General features: G+C 66.8%; 12 protein-coding genes. 4 read left to right on the top strand and 8 right to left on the bottom strand.

All coding sequences use genetic code 11. From position 1 onward, the window contains the following. The first annotated feature begins 64 nt into the window (after positions 1-64). Entirely contained in the window at positions 65-1,768 is a 1,704-nt protein-coding gene (locus FW760_RS09395) for a SulP family inorganic anion transporter (protein WP_043860081.1), read from the top strand. Between the two features lie 72 nt (positions 1,769-1,840). Here FW760_RS09395 and FW760_RS09390 read toward each other — a convergent pair whose 3' ends face one another. From FW760_RS09390 to FW760_RS09375, 4 genes are all read right to left on the bottom strand, one after another. Further along, positions 1,841-3,427, bottom strand: coding sequence for an alpha/beta hydrolase-fold protein (locus FW760_RS09390; RefSeq protein ID WP_254506001.1), 1,587 nt, complete (start codon positions 3,425-3,427; stop codon positions 1,841-1,843). 7 nt (positions 3,428-3,434) lie between these two features. Continuing rightward, a complete protein-coding gene (locus tag FW760_RS09385; protein ID WP_054914783.1) occupies positions 3,435-5,849 on the bottom strand; it encodes a TonB-dependent receptor in 2,415 nt (804 codons plus the stop codon). Between the two features lie 68 nt (positions 5,850-5,917). After that, complete coding sequence (locus FW760_RS09380; RefSeq protein ID WP_043859743.1) at positions 5,918-6,886, bottom strand: FecR family protein; 969 nt, start codon at positions 6,884-6,886, stop codon at positions 5,918-5,920. Next, positions 6,879-7,418, bottom strand: a complete 540-nt coding sequence (locus tag FW760_RS09375; RefSeq protein ID WP_043859744.1) for an RNA polymerase sigma factor — start codon at positions 7,416-7,418, stop codon at positions 6,879-6,881. Before FW760_RS09375 ends, FW760_RS09380 begins: the two co-directional genes overlap by 8 nt. 191 nt (positions 7,419-7,609) lie before the next feature. On the opposite strand from FW760_RS09375, the gene FW760_RS09370 reads away from it, so the two are divergent. Together FW760_RS09370 and FW760_RS09365 are read left to right on the top strand one after the other, a co-directional pair. Beyond that, on the top strand, positions 7,610-8,638 hold the full coding sequence (locus FW760_RS09370; protein WP_236176537.1) for a DUF4917 family protein: 1,029 nt from the start codon (positions 7,610-7,612) through the stop codon (positions 8,636-8,638). Between the two features lie 163 nt (positions 8,639-8,801). Then, a complete protein-coding gene (locus tag FW760_RS09365; RefSeq protein WP_253086613.1) occupies positions 8,802-9,689 on the top strand; it encodes a DMT family transporter in 888 nt (295 codons plus the stop codon). 88 nt (positions 9,690-9,777) lie between these two features. On the opposite strand, the gene FW760_RS09360 is transcribed toward FW760_RS09365, so the two are convergent. The 4 genes from FW760_RS09360 to FW760_RS09345 form a co-directional block, all read right to left on the bottom strand. Next, positions 9,778-10,995, bottom strand: a complete 1,218-nt coding sequence (locus FW760_RS09360) for a class I SAM-dependent methyltransferase (protein WP_446443744.1) — start codon at positions 10,993-10,995, stop codon at positions 9,778-9,780. 108 nt (positions 10,996-11,103) lie between these two features. Further along, positions 11,104-11,721, bottom strand: coding sequence for a TPM domain-containing protein (locus FW760_RS09355; protein ID WP_043859748.1), 618 nt, complete (start codon positions 11,719-11,721; stop codon positions 11,104-11,106). A 26-nt stretch (positions 11,722-11,747) separates the two neighbouring features. Next, positions 11,748-12,485, bottom strand: coding sequence for a TPM domain-containing protein (locus tag FW760_RS09350; protein ID WP_286901319.1), 738 nt, complete (start codon positions 12,483-12,485; stop codon positions 11,748-11,750). Further along, positions 12,485-13,081 (bottom strand): LemA family protein, encoded by a 597-nt coding sequence (locus FW760_RS09345; protein WP_327781293.1) that lies wholly within the window; start codon positions 13,079-13,081, stop codon positions 12,485-12,487. Before FW760_RS09345 ends, FW760_RS09350 begins: the two co-directional genes overlap by 1 nt. 184 nt (positions 13,082-13,265) lie before the next feature. On the opposite strand from FW760_RS09345, the gene bglX reads away from it, so the two are divergent. Beyond that, the gene (gene bglX / locus FW760_RS09340; RefSeq protein ID WP_315405349.1) at positions 13,266-15,560 is read left to right on the top strand and encodes a beta-glucosidase BglX; all 2,295 of its coding nucleotides are present in this window, start codon (positions 13,266-13,268) and stop codon (positions 15,558-15,560) included. Positions 15,561-15,613 lie beyond the last annotated feature (53 nt).

The following is a 15,613-nucleotide window of genomic DNA, read 5'->3' as shown; positions in this document are numbered from 1 at the left end:
CCGTTCAATTGACCGTAAAATCCATTCAACCACCGTTACCTCGAAACATAACAAGGAACAGTCCATGTTTCTCTCCCGCTGGCTCCCCGGCCTCGCCAACCTGCTGCGTTACCGTGCCGAATGGTTTCGCCCTGACCTCCAGGCCGGCCTGTCGGTTGCCGCCATCCAGATCCCCATCGCCATCGCTTACGCGCAGATCGTCGGCCTGCCGCCGCAGGTCGGGCTGTACGCGTGCATCCTGCCCATGATGGTGTACGCCCTGGTGGGCAGCTCGCGCCAGTTGATGGTCGGGCCCGACGCTGCCACCTGCGCCATGGTCGCCGGTGCCGTGGCGCCGCTGGCCATGGGCGACCCGGCGCGCGTGGCACAGTTGTCGGTGATCGTCACGGTGCTGGTGGGGCTGATGCTGATCGCCGCAGGCCTGGCACGGGCCGGCTTCATTGCCAGTTTCTTCTCCCGACCGATTCTGATCGGCTACCTCAACGGTATCGGCCTGAGCCTGCTGGCCGGCCAGCTGGGCAAGGTGCTGGGGTTCAAGATCGAGGGCAACGGCTTCGTGCTCAGCCTGATCAACCTGCTCGAGCGCCTGAACGAAATCCATTGGCTGACGCTGTTCATCGGCCTGGCCGGCCTGGCTCTGCTGATCTGGCTGCCCCGGCGCTACCCCAAGCTGCCGGCAGCGCTGGTGACCGTGGCCATCGCCACCCTGGTGGCCGGCCTGTTCGGCCTGGACCGCTTCGGCGTGGCAGTCCTCGGTCACGTGCCCTCGGGCATGCCCACCCTCGCCTGGCCGCAGACCAACCTCGAAGAGATGAAAAGCCTGCTGCGTGACGCCCTGGGTATCGCTACGGTCAGTTTCTGCAGCGCCATGCTGACCGCACGCAGCTTTGCCGCACGCCATGGCTATGCGATCAACGCCAACCATGAATTCCTCGCCCTGGGCGTGTCGAACCTGGCCGCCGGCGCCTCGCAGGGGTTTGCCATCAGCGGCGCCGACTCGCGTACCGCAGTCAACGACATGGTGGGCGGCAAGAGCCAGCTGGTGGGCATCATCGCGGCGCTGGTGATCGCGCTGTGCCTGCTGCTGTTCACCGTGCCCATGGCGTGGATCCCGCAGGCAGCCCTGGGCGCCGTGCTGCTGATGGCCGGCTGGGGCCTGATCGACGTCAAGTCGCTGAGCAAGATCTACACCCTCAGCCGCTTCGAGTTCTGGCTGTGCATCCTGACCACGGTCGGCGTGCTGGGCGTGGGCGTGCTGCCGGGCATCATCATCGCGGTGACCCTGGCGATCCTGCGCCTGCTCTACACCATCTACCAGCCCACCGATGCAGTGCTGGGCTGGGCGCCCGGCATCGAGGGCCAGGTGGACATCCGCCGCCACAAGGACGCGCGCACGGTGCCAGGGCTGGTGGTGTACCGCTTCGACGACGCGATCCTGTTCTTCAACGCCGACTACTTCAAGATGCGCCTGCTCGACGCGGTGCAGAAGGAGGTCGAAGCCCGTGCCGTGCTGTTCGACGCCGAGGCGGTCAGCTCGATCGACGTGAGCGGCATCGCGGCGCTGCGCGAAGTGCGTGAAACCCTGATGGCCCAGGGCATCGTGATGGGCATCGCCCGGGCCCGCGGCAGCTTCCTGCGGATGCTGGTGCGCTCGGGGCTGGCGCGGGAGATGGGCAGCGAGCTGCTGTACGGCTCGGTGCGGGCAGGCATTCGCGCCTACCGACTGTGGCGCAACAAGGTCAGGCGCGAGGCGGCTGTCGCGCAGTAAACCTTTCGCCGGCAAGGCCGGCTCCTGGCGATGTTGCAGGAGCCCGCCTTGCCGGCGAAGCGGCCAGCAGGGTCAACGCGGCTCACAGGCCTGCGGCGTCCCCTGCCCGCTACCGATCAGGGCGATCAACCCACACGGCAATGACCCACGCCATTGCAGGTAGTCATGCCCGGCCGGGTATTCCACCTGCACCACCGGATACCCCTTGGCCTGCAGCACGTCGCGCAACTGGCGATTGGTGTCGAGAATCTTCGGCCCCTCGAACAACCCCGACTGCAGGTAGAAGCGCAGCGGCACACGCGGTGCACGCACGTACTCGCGGGTCAGCCAGCCAGGCTCCATTCCTTCCGGCGCCCACCAGTACGACCCCGACAGGCTCAGCACATTGCCGAACAGCTCCGGATGCTGCAGCCCCAGGTAGGCCGAGGCCAGCCCGCCGTAGCTGGAACCTGCCACCACCGTGCGGTCGGCCGGGGCCGACAGCCCGCGCGCCTTCGCCCAGGGCATCAGTTCCTCGGCCATGAACCGCGCAAACTGCGGGTTGGGTGGCAACTCGACCTGGCGTGACAGGTCGGTCGGGTTGGCGATGATCAGCGCAGCAGTGGGGCCGATCAGGCCATCGGCGAGCAGGTTGTCGAGCAGCGTCGGGGTGGGCACCTGCCGGGTGTAGGCATGCGCATCGAACAGCACCAGCAGCCCCTGCCCCGCCGCCCCCGGTGTCCAGCCCGGCGGCCGGTACAGGTACACGTCACGCTGGTTGCCCAGCACCTTGCTGGTCAGCACCTGGCGCTCCAGCGTGCCCCGGGCTACCCCGGGGCGCTGCGCCACCCAGGGCTGCGCCGGCGCGTCGGCAAGCTCCAGGCGCGAGCGCGACAGCCAGCGATCGCCACTGCCATCGGCAAAGCCGTTGGGGTTGAGCGGGTCTTGCCGTGAGCTGGCCAGAATCACCCGGCGGTCAGTGGAGGGCGGTACGTCCGGTGCCATCTGGTAGCTCATCCGGGTGCTGGAAGGCACCACGTAGCTGCGAAACCACACATCGCTGTCGCCCAGGCGCTGCAGCTCATCATGGTTGCCCGACGGTGCGCCGAACACCCGAACGTTGTGCCGGGCACCTCGCCACAGGAAGGTCACCAGCGATTGCCCGGGCTGCTCCGCCAGCGCTTCGACCAGGGGCGTACCCTGCTGCTCGCGGGCCTTCCAGAAGGCCTGGGTATCGCCCCCCTTGGCCACATGTGCCGCCAGCTCGCGCATCACCGGGCTTTGCAGGCGCGTCTGCTGGGCCTGCTGCTCGGCCACGCTGGTGACACCGGTCAGCTTGAGCGAATAGGCAGCCTGCGGGCGGGTGGCGATGGCTTCTGCGCGCACGCCATACAGGCCGTCGTGGGGGGCGATGAACATGAAGTCGCGCACCATGTCCAGCCCGTCCACCAGCAACCGCACCGGCTGGCCGTCGGCATCGAGCAGGCGCACGCTGACGTCGCCCTCCACGCGCCCCTGCACGAAGTCACCGGCCTTGAGCGGCACGGTCCATACCGGCTGCCGGCCCTGGCCGATGGCGCCGCTGACGCTGTGCCCGGGCACCAGCGAGGCCGCCATTGCGGCGCCTCCGGTCAGGCTGGCCAGCGCAAGGCCGGCGCAAAATGTCTTGAGTCGTTGCATGTACACCTCAGAAGTCGATGCTGGCCGAAAGTTTCAGCGTGCGCGGCTCGCTGACCGTGGCGTAGCCGTCGTTGAACACACCGGCCCAGTAGGCACGGTTCTCGACGTTCTCCAGGCTGGCGCGCAGCACCACGTCCTTGCTCAGGATGCGCGTGCTGTAGCGACCGCCCAGGTCATAACGGGTCCACTGCGGAATCTTCAGTTCGTTGGCCGAATCCAGGTACTGCGAGCTGCTGTGGATGGCCAGCGCGGTCAGGGTCAGGCCCTCGACCCAGGGCGTGTCCCACTCGCCGCCCAGGTTGGCCGACCACTGCGGCACCCCGCGCGCGGCGTTGCCATCAAGCTTGCCGCCAGCGGTCTTGGTCAGCTCGGCACGGGTATAGGTCACCCCACCCAGCAGGCGTACGCTCGGCGTCAGCGAACCGAACAGGTTCCACTCCACCCCGCGATTGCGCTGCTGACCATCGTCGGTGTAACGGTTGCTGGCGGTGTCGAGCATCATGCTCGGCTTCTCGATCTGGAACACGCTGACGGTGTGGGTGAAGTCGCCCAGGTCCCACTTGACCCCGGCTTCCACCTGCTTGGACTTGTACGGGGCGAACTGCTCGCCATAGTTGGCAGCCGACAGGTCGCTGACCATGCCGCCCTGGGTCAGGCCCTCGATGTAGTTGGCGTACAGCGAGACATCCGCCTCCCACGGCCTGAGCACCACGCCCAGTGCCGGGGTCAGCGCATGCTCGTCATACGAAGGCGAACTCATCTTCTGGCGCACCCGCTGCGAGCGCACGCCCAGGGTCAGCAACAGCTTGTCGTCGACGAAGCCCAGGGTATCGGCCACGGCAAAGCTCGACAGGGTGTTGTCGCCGGTCTTGTCGCTGGAGCCGATGTTGCCGGCAATGATCGGCTTGCCGGGGTGATAGATGTTGGTCGTGTACTTTGCCCCGGTGACGGTGGCGGCGCGACCGATGTCCTGGTGCAGCAGGGTGGTGCTGAGCACCAGCTGGTGGGTCACCGGACCGGTACTGAAGTTGCCGCGCACACCCGCTTCGGTGGACAGGCTATGGGTATAGCCGCCCTGGTTGTAGGTTTCGGCGGTGGCGTCGCCGTTGCCGGAGGTGATGATCGAGCGCGTGCCGTTGAGGAAGCCCTTGTAGCGGGTACGCGCACCGCCGACGCTGGCGTAGGCCGTCCAGTCGTCCGACAGCTCGTATTCGCCGCGCAGGATCACCGCCTTGCTGATCTGCTTGGCCGAAATACCGTCGAGGATGTTGGAATCCGGCTTGGGCGCCTTGGTCACGTAGCCCAGTTTGCTGAAGCCGGCCATCATCGGGCTGCCGTTCTGCATCTTTTCGTGGCTTTCGTAGGCATCGAGTTCCAGCTTCCAGCCATCGCCACGGTAGTCCATGCCCAGGGACGCCAGGGTGCGGTCCTTGGACTGGTCGTCGACCCCGGTGTCACCGCTGCCGTACACGCCGTTGAAGCGGATGCCCAGGCGGTTCTCCTCGCCCAGGCGCCGGCTCAGGTCCAGGTGCTCGGCCCAGTAGCCGTCGGATACGTAGCTGGTGGTCAGGCGTGTCAGTGGCGCATCCCCGGCCCGCTTGGGCACCAGGTTGATCACCCCGCCCACACCGCCGTTGGGGGCCATGCCGGTGAGCAGTGCGCCAGGGCCCTTGAGCACCTCGACGCGCTCCAGGAACTCGGTGGGCACATGCCCATCGGGCGCCAGGCCATACAGACCGTTGACCGCAAGCTCGGTGGAGTCGATGGAGTAGCCGCGGATCATGAAGTTTTCGTAAGTGTGGCCTTCACCGGTGCTGAAGCGCACCGACGGGTCGTTGCGCAGCACCGCGCCCACCGTGCCGCTCTGCTGGTTTTCCATGTGCTGGGCGGTGTAGGCGGTGATGTTGAAAGGGGTTTCCATGATGTCGCGATTGCCCAGCATGCCCACCTTCGCACCGCGTGCCACCTGGCCACCGCTGTAGAGCTCGGGCGGGTTGCTGCTGTTGCCCACCTGCGCATTGACCGTGGTGGCACCCAGGGTCAGCGCGCCGTCGCTCTCGGGGCGACGCAGGATGATCACGCCGTTTTCTTCGCTGGCCACCAGGCCGCTGTTGTCCAGCAGGCGTTGCAGCGCCTGTTGCAGGGTGAAGCGGCCCTGCAGCGCCGGGGCATCGCGCCCGGCCAGCCACTGGCTGTCGGCGGCAATCGCCACCCCCGCCTCGCGGGACAGCGCCTGCACCGCGCTATCCAGCGGCTGGCTGGGCAGGTCGAGCGCCAGCACGCGGGTGCCTGCGCTCAGCTCGGCCGACACGGCCGACAGGCTGGCCGCGCCAAGAGCACAGGCCAGCACCAGGTGGCGAAGGGTGCTGGGGATAACCGAAGAAGGCGACGAACGCGTGGTCCGGGCGAGGAAAAACGACATGATCTGTCCTTTGAGCTAGGGAGTTGCCAGGAAGACGCGCTAGCTGGCCACTACCCCTCAAAAAAATTTCAACGTAGCTGCAGCCAGGTGTACTCACCCTTCTGCATCAGGCTCAGCGGCAGCACCCTGGGCAAGGCGTTCAGCAATATGTCGGGGCGGTCGCTGGGGAAGCTGCCGGTCAGGCGCAGCCCGGCTGCTCCCTCGCCAAGCCGCACCTGACGGTTGCTGTAGGCATTGAATTCGTCGATCACCTCGGCCAGCGGTGCATCGGTGAACGACCACCAGCCTTGGCGCCAGTGCTCGGCGTTCGGGGCCGCCTGCGGGTGATGCTCCACCGGCCCCGGCACACCGGGTTCGCCCAGGCGCACCCGGTCGCCGGCCAGCAGTTCGCGGGTCTCGCCATCCAGGCCGCGCACCTTCACATGACCGCGGGTCACCGCCACCTGGATATCGCCGCCACGATCGCTGACGCTGAAGGCGGTGCCCAGCACCTGCACCTGCCCCAGCCGGGTGCTGACCAGGAAGCTGCGCAGGCGCTCGTGGGCCACGTCGAAAAACACATTGCCGTGGGCCAGCATGACCTCGCGCTGGCCGTTGCTGTACTTCACCTGCACGTTGCTTTCGGCCGCCAGCACCATCTGGCTGCCGTCGGGCAGCAGTACATTGCGTGCGGGCGCTGCATGTTCGGTCAGCAGTACCTGGTCGAACTGTGGCCGGCGCTGCCACAGCCAACCCAGCCATGCACTGCACCCGACCACCGCCAGCAGGCCGGCACCCTGGCGCAGCAGGCGACGCCGGCCGAGGTTGACCGGCTCGGGGGCCAGCGAGCCGCGCAACTGCGGGGTCAGCCGATGGATCATCTGCCAACGCTGCTCGGCCTCCAGCCAGGCACGCTCATGCTCGCTGCTTTTGTTGCGCCAGCGCTGCAACTGCCCGCTCACCTCGCGCACACGGGAGGGGTCGTCACTGTGCAGCCCCGCCAGGTAGCCCAGCGCCTGCTGTACCTTGCGTGGCGAAACCGGCCGCGCCTCAGACATGACGGCAGGCCTGGCTCAGTTCGGACAGGTCGAACACCGCGCGGCCGATGTGCAGCTCCACGGCCTTGGCCGACAGCTGCAGCTCGTCACACACCTGGCGATGGCTCTGGCCATGCAGGCGCACGCGCACGAACACCTCGCGGCGCAGGCGCGGCATGCGCTCGATACGCGCAATCAGTTGCTGCAACTGCTCGCGGGCAATCAGGATCTCTTCCACGCTGGGGGTGAGCCCATCGGCCCGTGTCAGCCAGTCCTCCAGCGCCGCCAGCTCGCGACTGCGCCGGCGAAACTGGTCGATGCACAGGTTGCGCGCCGCCTGGAACAGCAGCGCACGGGCATTGATCACCGGGGCATTGAGGGCATGCGCGTAGGCCTGGGCAAAGCTCGACTGGGCAATATCGGCCGCATCATCGGGGTTGCGCAGTCGGCTGCCGAGGTAGCGACGCAGGTCGGTGTAGTGCGCGAGCAGCTCGTCGGCGACAGCCGCAAACGACGGCGCGCCGGCCGTCCAGGGGGTTGAAAGCGAGGTCATGGGCGTCCGGCGCGTGATAAGGCAGACAAAACATTAATGGGAATTCGTATCATTCTCACACACTCCCTCTGCCTTCGGCCAGCCCTCAGTACCCGGTGGCAGACACCGCAGGTTCCGGAGCGCTGATGACAACGCGCCGGCGTGCTACAGTCGCGCCCTGCCAACGTGCAACAAATCCCTACGAGATCCACATGCCCCTCGCCGACGTCGACGCAACCCTGGCGGCCTGGCCGCACCTCAATACCGCCCACCCGTGCACCAGCCTGCTGCTGGGCAACGGTACCAGCCGCGCCATCTGGCGCCCGTTCGCCTACTTTTCGCTGTTCGAGCTGGCCCAGCGCGTGCGCCACAAGCCCCTCGGCCTCACCGACCAGGCACTGTTCAAATCGATGAACAGCGAGCTGTTCGCGCCGGTGCTCAGTGCCCTGAACACCACCGTGCAGGTCAATGCCGCGCTGGCGATCAGTTCGTCGGCACCGCTCAACCGCTACTACGCGATCAAGGAGGCGCTGATCCACGCGGTGCGCAGCGTGCACATTCCCTGGAAGCTGCTGCCCACTGCCCACCTGGCCGCGATCAACGCCGAGCTGCGCACCTACCAGCGCGTGTTTTCCAGCAACTACGACCTGCTCTGTCACTGGGCCGTGAACCAGGCGCCGCACGGCTTTGCCGAGCTGTTCGACGAGGAAGGCGATTTCGACGTCAGCCGGGCTCAGGGGCCGGGCACGCGGATGCACTACCTGCATGGCGGCCTGCACCTGCTGCGCACCCTGCACGGCACCACGCGCCAGCGGGCGGCCAGCGGCAGCCAGTTGCTCGACGGCTTTGCCATCAACACCCCGGGCGATGTGCCGCTGTTCGTGAATGAAGACAGCAGTGACAACAAGCTGCGGGCGATTCGCGGGTCCGATTACCTGACCTGGTGCTACGCCGCGCTGGCGACGCAGCGCGAGGGGCTGTGCGTGTTCGGGCATCACCTGGACCGTGCCGATCGGCACCTGGTTGAGGCGATCAGGCAGGCGCAGCCGACACACCTGGCCATTTCGATCCTGCCGGTGAACGAGGCGGCCATCGTGAGCCAGAAGCAGCATTACGCGCGGGTGTTCGAAGCGTGCCCGGGCATCGAACTGCATTTTTTCGATGCCACCACGCACCCGCTGGGCGCGCTGGCGAATGTGCCCGCGCCGCCGCCCAAGGCAGTGGGGCGGCGACGGCGCTAGGCCGGCCCCCACAGGAGGGCGCGAAGCCTGTAGGAGCCGGCCTAGCCGGCGAAAAGGCCGGCGCGACGCCCAACTGTACGGACACCTTTGTTGCCAACTGTAACCAGATTCCCCACCCCACCTGTGGCTCAATGAGCTGCCCCTCCAGCCCTCAGGCGCGCTCATGTCTACCCGCGAAAACACCGGCCTGGCCCTCGGCCTGCTCGGCGTCATCATCTTCAGCCTGACCCTGCCCATGACCCGCATCGTGGTGCAGGAGATGCACCCGCTGCTCAACGGCCTGGGCCGGGCCCTGGTGGCCGCGATCCCGGCAGCGGCGCTGTTGCTGTGGCGCCGTGAAAAGTGGCCCACCTGGCAGCAGGTCAAGGGCCTGAGCCTGGTGGCGCTGGGGGTGATTCTCGGTTTCCCGGTGCTGTCGGCCTGGGCCATGCAGAGCGTGCCGGCCTCCCACGGCGCACTGGTCAACGGCCTGCAACCCTTGTGCGTGGTGGTGTATGCGGCGTGGCTGTCCCACGAGCGACCTTCCACGGCGTTCTGGGCATGGGCGGCGCTGGGCAGCGCACTGGTGGTGGCCTACGCGATGATCATGGGCGCCGGACACATCCAGGCCGGTGACCTGCTGATGCTGGCGGCGATTGCGGTGGGCGGGCTGGGCTATGCCGAAGGCGGCCGCCTGGCGCGGGAGATGGGCGGTTGGCAGGTGATCTGCTGGGCGCTGGTGCTGTCCAGCCCGCTGCTGCTGGGGCCGGTGGTGTACCTGGCGCTGCAGCATGAGGGCGCGATCAGCCCGCGGGCCTGGTGGGCGTTCGGCTATGTGTCGCTGTTTTCGCAGTTCATCGGCTTTTTTGCCTGGTACGCCGGGCTGGCGCTGGGCGGAATCTCACGGGTGAGCCAGGTGCAGCTGCTGCAGATCTTCTTCACCATCGCGCTGTCGGCGCTGTTCTTTGGCGAGCAGGTGGCGCCGATCACCTGGGTGTTTGCCGGCGGGGTGATTCTGACGGTAGTGCTGGGGCGCAAGGCGCGGGTGCATCCGGCACCGGTCAAGGCCTGAGGTGCCGCCATCGCGGGTCAAGCCCGCTCCCACAGGTAAGGGTGATCCTTGTGGGAGCGGGCTTGACCCGCGATGACGGTGGTGAGGTTCAGACAGGAATCAAGCCATCTGCCCGCAGCAGCGTCTCCAGACAATGCTCCTTGACCCCATAGAACGCCTTGAGCGCCTGGATCTTCTCCAGCAACGCCTGCGCCGCCACCGGCTCGCGCCGCCGGGTGGCCAGGATCATCTTGTTCTTGTTGGTGTGCTCCAGCGAGATGAACTCGAACACCTTGGTCTCGTAGCCACAGGCCTCCAGGTACAACGCACGCAGGCTGTCGGTGAGCATCTCGGCCTGCTGCCCCAGGTGCAGGCCGTACTGCAGCATCGGCTTGAGCAACCCCGGGCTGTGCATCTGCGGGCGAATCTGCTTGTGGCAGCACGGCGAGCACATGATGATCGCCGCGCCACAGCGAATACCGGTATGAATCGCGTAGTCGGTGGCAATGTCACAGGCATGCAGGGCGATCATCACCTCGATGGCGCTGGGCACCACGCTGCGCACATCGCCACACTCGAACTTCAGCCCCGGATGCTCCAGGCGTGCGGCGGCGGCATTGCACAGCTCGACCATGTCCGGGCGCAACTCCACGCCCGTCACCTGCGCCTCGCGCTGCAGGGTGTTGCGCAGGTAGTCGTGGATCGCGAAGGTCAGGTAGCCCTTGCCCGAGCCGAAGTCCGCCACCCGCACCGGCTGCTCTGCCGCCAGTGGCGCGCTGCTCAGCGCATGGGAGAACACCTCGATGAACTTGTTGATCTGCTTCCATTTGCGCGACATCGCCGGAATCAGCGCCTGCTGCTTGTCGGTCACGCCCAGATCGTGCAGAAACGGCCGGCTCAGCTCCAGGTAGCGCTTCTTCTCGCGATCATGCTCGCCGGTCACCACCTCGCGCGCCTGTTGCACGGCGTTGCGATGCAGCATCGGCTTGCCCTTCTTGGTGAACTCCAGCTGCACCTCGTCGTTCAGGCTGAGCAGGTGCGCGTTGCGAAACGAAGCCGGCAACAGTTCACCGATCAACGTCAGCGCCTCGTCCAGCGCCAGGTTGCGGGTGATGTCGCGGGTCTTGTAGCGGTACACGAACGACAGGCTGGCCTGCCCCTTGATCGTCAGCGGCTTGGCCGTTACCCGCTGCAGGTCGACCTCGGCGCCGACATGGCGCGCCAGCACCAGTTTGATGAAGGTGTGCTGGTGCAGGCTGGTGGCGAGCAGCGCCAGAAACTGCGCACGCGCATCCGGCGCGGCCTGGACGGTGGGGGTTGCGGACATGGGGAGTGGGTGCCTCGGGTTGCGGGGGGCGCCCGCAGGCGCGCAATGGCGCGCATTTTACGTGGATGACCGCCCCAGGCACAGCATTTGTCGATCAGCGCGCATGCCTCAGCCCAGCAGCACCAGCCGGTTGGGCAGCTCGTTGCGCGCCTGGGTCACCGGCACATGGGCCGCCAGCAGCTCGCCACAGGCCTCGATGCAGGTGACAAAGCCCTGCAGGGTCTGGCCCTGCTGCACCTGGGCGGTGAAGGTGCGCACGATGGCGTCCCAGGCCTGGTTGTCGAGGCGACTGGAGATGCCCTCGTCCACCAGGATCTCCACATACCGCTCGGCCTCGCTGACGAAGATCAGCACCCCGGTGCGGCCCACGGTGTGATGCAGGTTCTGCTCCAGAAACTGGCGCCGCGCCAGGTTCGACGCACGCCAGTGGCGCACCCTGCGCGGCACCAGCCAACTGGTCAGGCGCGGCAGGCGGAACACCAGGCACAGCACGATGAAGGTCAGCCACTGCGCCAGCAGCAGGCCATGCACGCTCAGCCAGCCGCTCAGGTAATAGAGGACGCCCGGCACCACCAGCGCCAGCAGGCTGGCCCACAGCAACGGGATATAGGCATAGTCGTCGGCACGCGCCGCCAGCACCGTCACCAGCTCGGCATCGGTACGCTGTTCTACCTGGGCGATGGCCTGGGCCACCTGACGCTGTTCGTATTCACTGAGCAATGCCATGTACGTGTGTGTCTCTTGTCGTGTAGTTACCAGCCGCCGGAGGACCCGCCCCCGCCGAAACTGCCGCCGCCGCCACTGAAGCCACCGCCGCCACCGCCCAGGCCGCCCCCGAAACCGCCGCCAAGACCACCGCCAAAGCCCCCGCGCCCACCGCGGCCACCCCCGCCAAGGCCCTGCAGGGCGAACACGATGATGATCATCAGGATGAACAGGCCCACCGCCCAGACCGGCGCACCTTGCTGCTGCGCCTCGTCTGCCAGAGGCCGCGCCGGCTCGTCCAGCGGTGCGCCGCCCAGCACCTGAAGGATGGCCGCCGTGCCAAGCACGATGCCCTGGCTGAAGTCGCCACGGCGAAACGCCGGGGTGATCACGCTGTTGATGATGACCGAGGCCTGGGCATCGGTCAGGCGGCCCTCCAGGCCATAGCCGACTTCGATGCGCAGCTTGCGCTCCTGGGGGGCGACGATCAACAGCGCACCGTTGTCCTTGCCCTGCTGGCCGATGCCCCAGTGGCGCCCCAGCTGGTAGCCATAGTCCTCGATGGCCTGCCCCTGCAGGCTGGCCAGGGTCACCACCACGACCTGCTCGCCGGTGGCCTGCTCGTGGGCCTTGAGCATCTGCTCAAGCTGGCTGCGGGTGGCGCCGTCGAGCAGCCCGGCCTGGTCCACCACCCGTGCACTGAGCGCCGGGAACTGGGGCGCGGCCCACAGCCAGCCGCTCGCCGCCAGCAGCACCAGCAGCAGCGCCGCCTTGAGCACACGCATCAGAATTTCACTTCAGGCGCTTTGTCGGCATCGGCGCTGGTGGCCTCGAAGTTCTCGCGCAGCGGCATGTCGCTGTACATCACGCTGTGCCACAGGCGCCCGGGGAAGGTACGGATCTCGGTGTTGTAGCGCTGCACGGCGGCGATGAAGTCCTTGCGCGCCACCGCGATACGGTTTTCCGTACCCTCGAGCTGGGACTGCAGGGCCAGGAAGTTCTGGTTCGACTTCAGGTCCGGGTAACGCTCCGAGACCACCATCAGGCGCCCCAGCGCACCGCCCAGCTGGGCCTGTGCGGCCTGGAACTGGCGCAGCTTTTCAGGATCGTCCAGGGTGCTGGCATCGACCTTGATCGAGGTGGCCTTGGCCCGCGCTTCGATGACCGCGGTCAAGGTGGCCTGCTCCTGCCTGGCGTAGCCTTTGACCGTTTCGACCAGGTTGGGAATCAGGTCGGCACGGCGCTGGTACTGGTTCTGCACCTGGGCCCAGGCCGCCTTGACCTGTTCGTCGTATTGGGGAATGTTGTTGATGCCGCAACCGGCCAGCAGGCTGGCCAGTGCCAGCACCAGCCACAACCGTGCTCTGTTCGTTACCTGCATTGTCGCTACGCTCCGTGAGTGCTCGAAATGCGCCGGACTTGAGGCATAATCCGACGCCGCCGCTGGATCGTGATGGCCCAATCGGCTAAAAGATGCCCCAGCAAACTACAACAATAGCCGCTTCCCCAACTTCGGCTTGCCAGTCTGCACCGTGACGACTGCCGCAGCCTTGAGAACAGAATTCATGAACAAGCTGTGTTTGCTGGGCCTGCTCGTCAGCCTGGCCAGCCAGTCGGCCTTCGCTGACTCGCCTGCCGCCGCGCCATTGCAAGACAAACAGGCGTTCATCGCCAACCTGCTCAAGCAGATGAGCGTCGAGGAAAAGATCGGCCAGTTGCGCCTGATCAGCATCGGCCCGGAAATGCCGCGCGAGAAAATCCGCGAGGAAATCGCCGCCGGACGCATCGGCGGCACCTTCAACTCGATCACCCGTGACGAGAACCGGCCCATGCAGGACGCCGCCATGCGCGGGCGCCTGAAGATCCCGATGTTCTTCGCCTATGACGTGATCCACGGCCACCGCACCATCTTCCCGATCAGCCTGGGCCTGGCCGCCAGCTGGGACATGCAGGCCATCGCCCAGGTCGGCCGTACCTCGGCCCTGGAAGCGGCCGCCGACGGCATCGACATGACCTTCGCGCCCATGGTCGACATTGCCCGCGACCCGCGCTGGGGCCGTACCAGCGAAGGCTTTGGCGAAGACACCTACCTGGTGTCGCGTATCTCCAGGGTGATGGTCGAATCGTTCCAGGGCCGCAGCCCGGCCAACGCCGACAGCATCATGGCCAGCGTCAAGCACTTTGCCCTGTACGGCGCGGTGGAAGGCGGGCGCGACTACAACACGGTCGATATGAGTCCCACGCGCATGTACAACGAGTACCTGCCGCCCTACCGCGCCGCCATCGATGCCGGTGCCGGCGGCGTGATGGTGGCGCTGAACTCGATCAACGGTGTGCCCGCCACCTCCAACACCTGGCTGATGAACGACCTGCTGCGCCGCGACTGGGGCTTCAAGGGCGTGACCGTCAGCGACCATGGGGCGATCACCGAGCTGGTGCGCCACGGCGTGGCCGCCGATGGCAAGCAGGCGGCGCAGCTGGCGATCAAGGCCGGCATCGACATGAGCATGAACGACACGCTGTATGGCCAGGAACTGCCGGGGCTGCTCAAGTCCGGCGCGGTCAGCCCGGCCGAGCTGGACAACGCGGTGCGCGAGATTCTCGGCGCCAAGTACGACATGGGCCTGTTCGCCGACCCGTACCGGCGCATCGGCCAGGCCAAGGACGACCCGGCCGACACCTATGCCGACAGCCGCCTGCACCGCGACATCGCACGGGACGTGGCGCGCCGCAGCCTGGTGCTGCTGGAGAACCGCCAGCAGACCCTGCCGCTGAAAAAGTCCGGCACCATCGCCCTGGTCGGCCCGCTGGCCGATGCCCCGATCGACATGATGGGCAGCTGGGCCGCCGCCGGTCGCCCGCACCAGTCGGTGACCGTGCGCGAGGGCCTGCGCCGTGCCCTGGGCGACAAGGCCAGGGTGCTCTACGCCAAAGGCTCGAACGTGACCGGCGACAAGGCCGTGCTCGACTACCTCAATTTCCTCAACTTCGACGCCCCGGAAATCGTCGATGACCCGCGCCCGGCTGTCGTGCTGATCGACGAAGCGGTCAAGGCCGCCAGGCAGTCGGACGTGGTGGTGGCCGTGGTCGGCGAATCGCGGGGCATGTCCCACGAATCGTCCAGCCGCACCACCCTGGAGATCCCGGCGGTGCAGCGCGAGCTGATCAAGGCCCTCAAGGCCACCGGCAAACCGCTGGTGCTGGTGCTGATGAACGGTCGCCCGCTGTCGCTGGCGTGGGAGCGCGAGCAGGCCGACGCCATCCTGGAAACCTGGTTCAGCGGCACCGAGGGCGGCAACGCCATCGCCGACGTGCTGCTGGGCGACTACAACCCCTCGGGCAAGCTGGCCATCACCTTCCCGCGCTCGGTGGGGCAGATCCCGATGTACTACAACCACCTGCGCATCGGCCGCCCGTTCACCCCCGGCAAGCCCGGCAACTACACCTCGCAGTACTTCGAGGAGCCCAACGGCCCGCTGTACCCCTTCGGCTACGGCCTGAGTTACAGCACCTTCAGTGTGTCGGCGCCGAGCCTGTCGAGCACGACACTGAAACAGGGCCAGAGCCTGGAGGTCAGTGTGCGCGTGAAGAACACCGGCCAGCGTGACGGCGAAACCGTGGTGCAACTGTACCTGCAGGATGTGGCCGCCTCGATGAGCCGCCCGGTCAAGGAACTGAAGAACTTCCAGAAGCTCATGCTCAAGGCCGGCGAGGAGCGCACCCTGCACTTCACCGTGCAGCCGGACGACCTGAAGTTCTACAACAGCCAGTTGCAGTGGGTTGCCGAACCTGGCGAGTTCAACGTCCAGGTCGGCCTGGACTCCGAAACCGTGCAACAGCAACGCTTCGAGCTGCTGTAAGTCGCTGTGACGTTCACGGGGAAGTGCCTGGCAGCCTTCCCCCCTGCCAGGGT

It is taken from the genome of Pseudomonas sp. 1176_21 (assembly GCF_052850635.1).
This window is presented reverse-complemented; position numbering and strand designations above follow the sequence as displayed.

Excerpts from the sequence above, each read along its gene's own strand:
- FW760_RS09395 (WP_043860081.1), top strand. The coding sequence starts at position 65 with ATGTTTCTCTCCCGCTGGCTCCCCGGCCTCGCCAACCTGCTGCGTTAC.
- FW760_RS09390 (WP_254506001.1), bottom strand. The coding sequence starts at position 3,427 with ATGCAACGACTCAAGACATTTTGCGCCGGCCTTGCGCTGGCCAGCCTG.
- FW760_RS09385 (WP_054914783.1), bottom strand. The coding sequence starts at position 5,849 with ATGTCGTTTTTCCTCGCCCGGACCACGCGTTCGTCGCCTTCTTCGGTT.
- FW760_RS09380 (WP_043859743.1), bottom strand. The coding sequence starts at position 6,886 with ATGTCTGAGGCGCGGCCGGTTTCGCCACGCAAGGTACAGCAGGCGCTG.
- FW760_RS09375 (WP_043859744.1), bottom strand. The coding sequence starts at position 7,418 with ATGACCTCGCTTTCAACCCCCTGGACGGCCGGCGCGCCGTCGTTTGCG.
- FW760_RS09370 (WP_236176537.1), top strand. The coding sequence starts at position 7,610 with ATGCCCCTCGCCGACGTCGACGCAACCCTGGCGGCCTGGCCGCACCTC.
- FW760_RS09365 (WP_253086613.1), top strand. The coding sequence starts at position 8,802 with ATGTCTACCCGCGAAAACACCGGCCTGGCCCTCGGCCTGCTCGGCGTC.
- FW760_RS09360 (WP_446443744.1), bottom strand. The coding sequence starts at position 10,995 with ATGTCCGCAACCCCCACCGTCCAGGCCGCGCCGGATGCGCGTGCGCAG.
- FW760_RS09355 (WP_043859748.1), bottom strand. The coding sequence starts at position 11,721 with ATGGCATTGCTCAGTGAATACGAACAGCGTCAGGTGGCCCAGGCCATC.
- FW760_RS09350 (WP_286901319.1), bottom strand. The coding sequence starts at position 12,485 with ATGCGTGTGCTCAAGGCGGCGCTGCTGCTGGTGCTGCTGGCGGCGAGC.
- FW760_RS09345 (WP_327781293.1), bottom strand. The coding sequence starts at position 13,081 with ATGCAGGTAACGAACAGAGCACGGTTGTGGCTGGTGCTGGCACTGGCC.
- bglX (WP_315405349.1), top strand. The coding sequence starts at position 13,266 with ATGAACAAGCTGTGTTTGCTGGGCCTGCTCGTCAGCCTGGCCAGCCAG.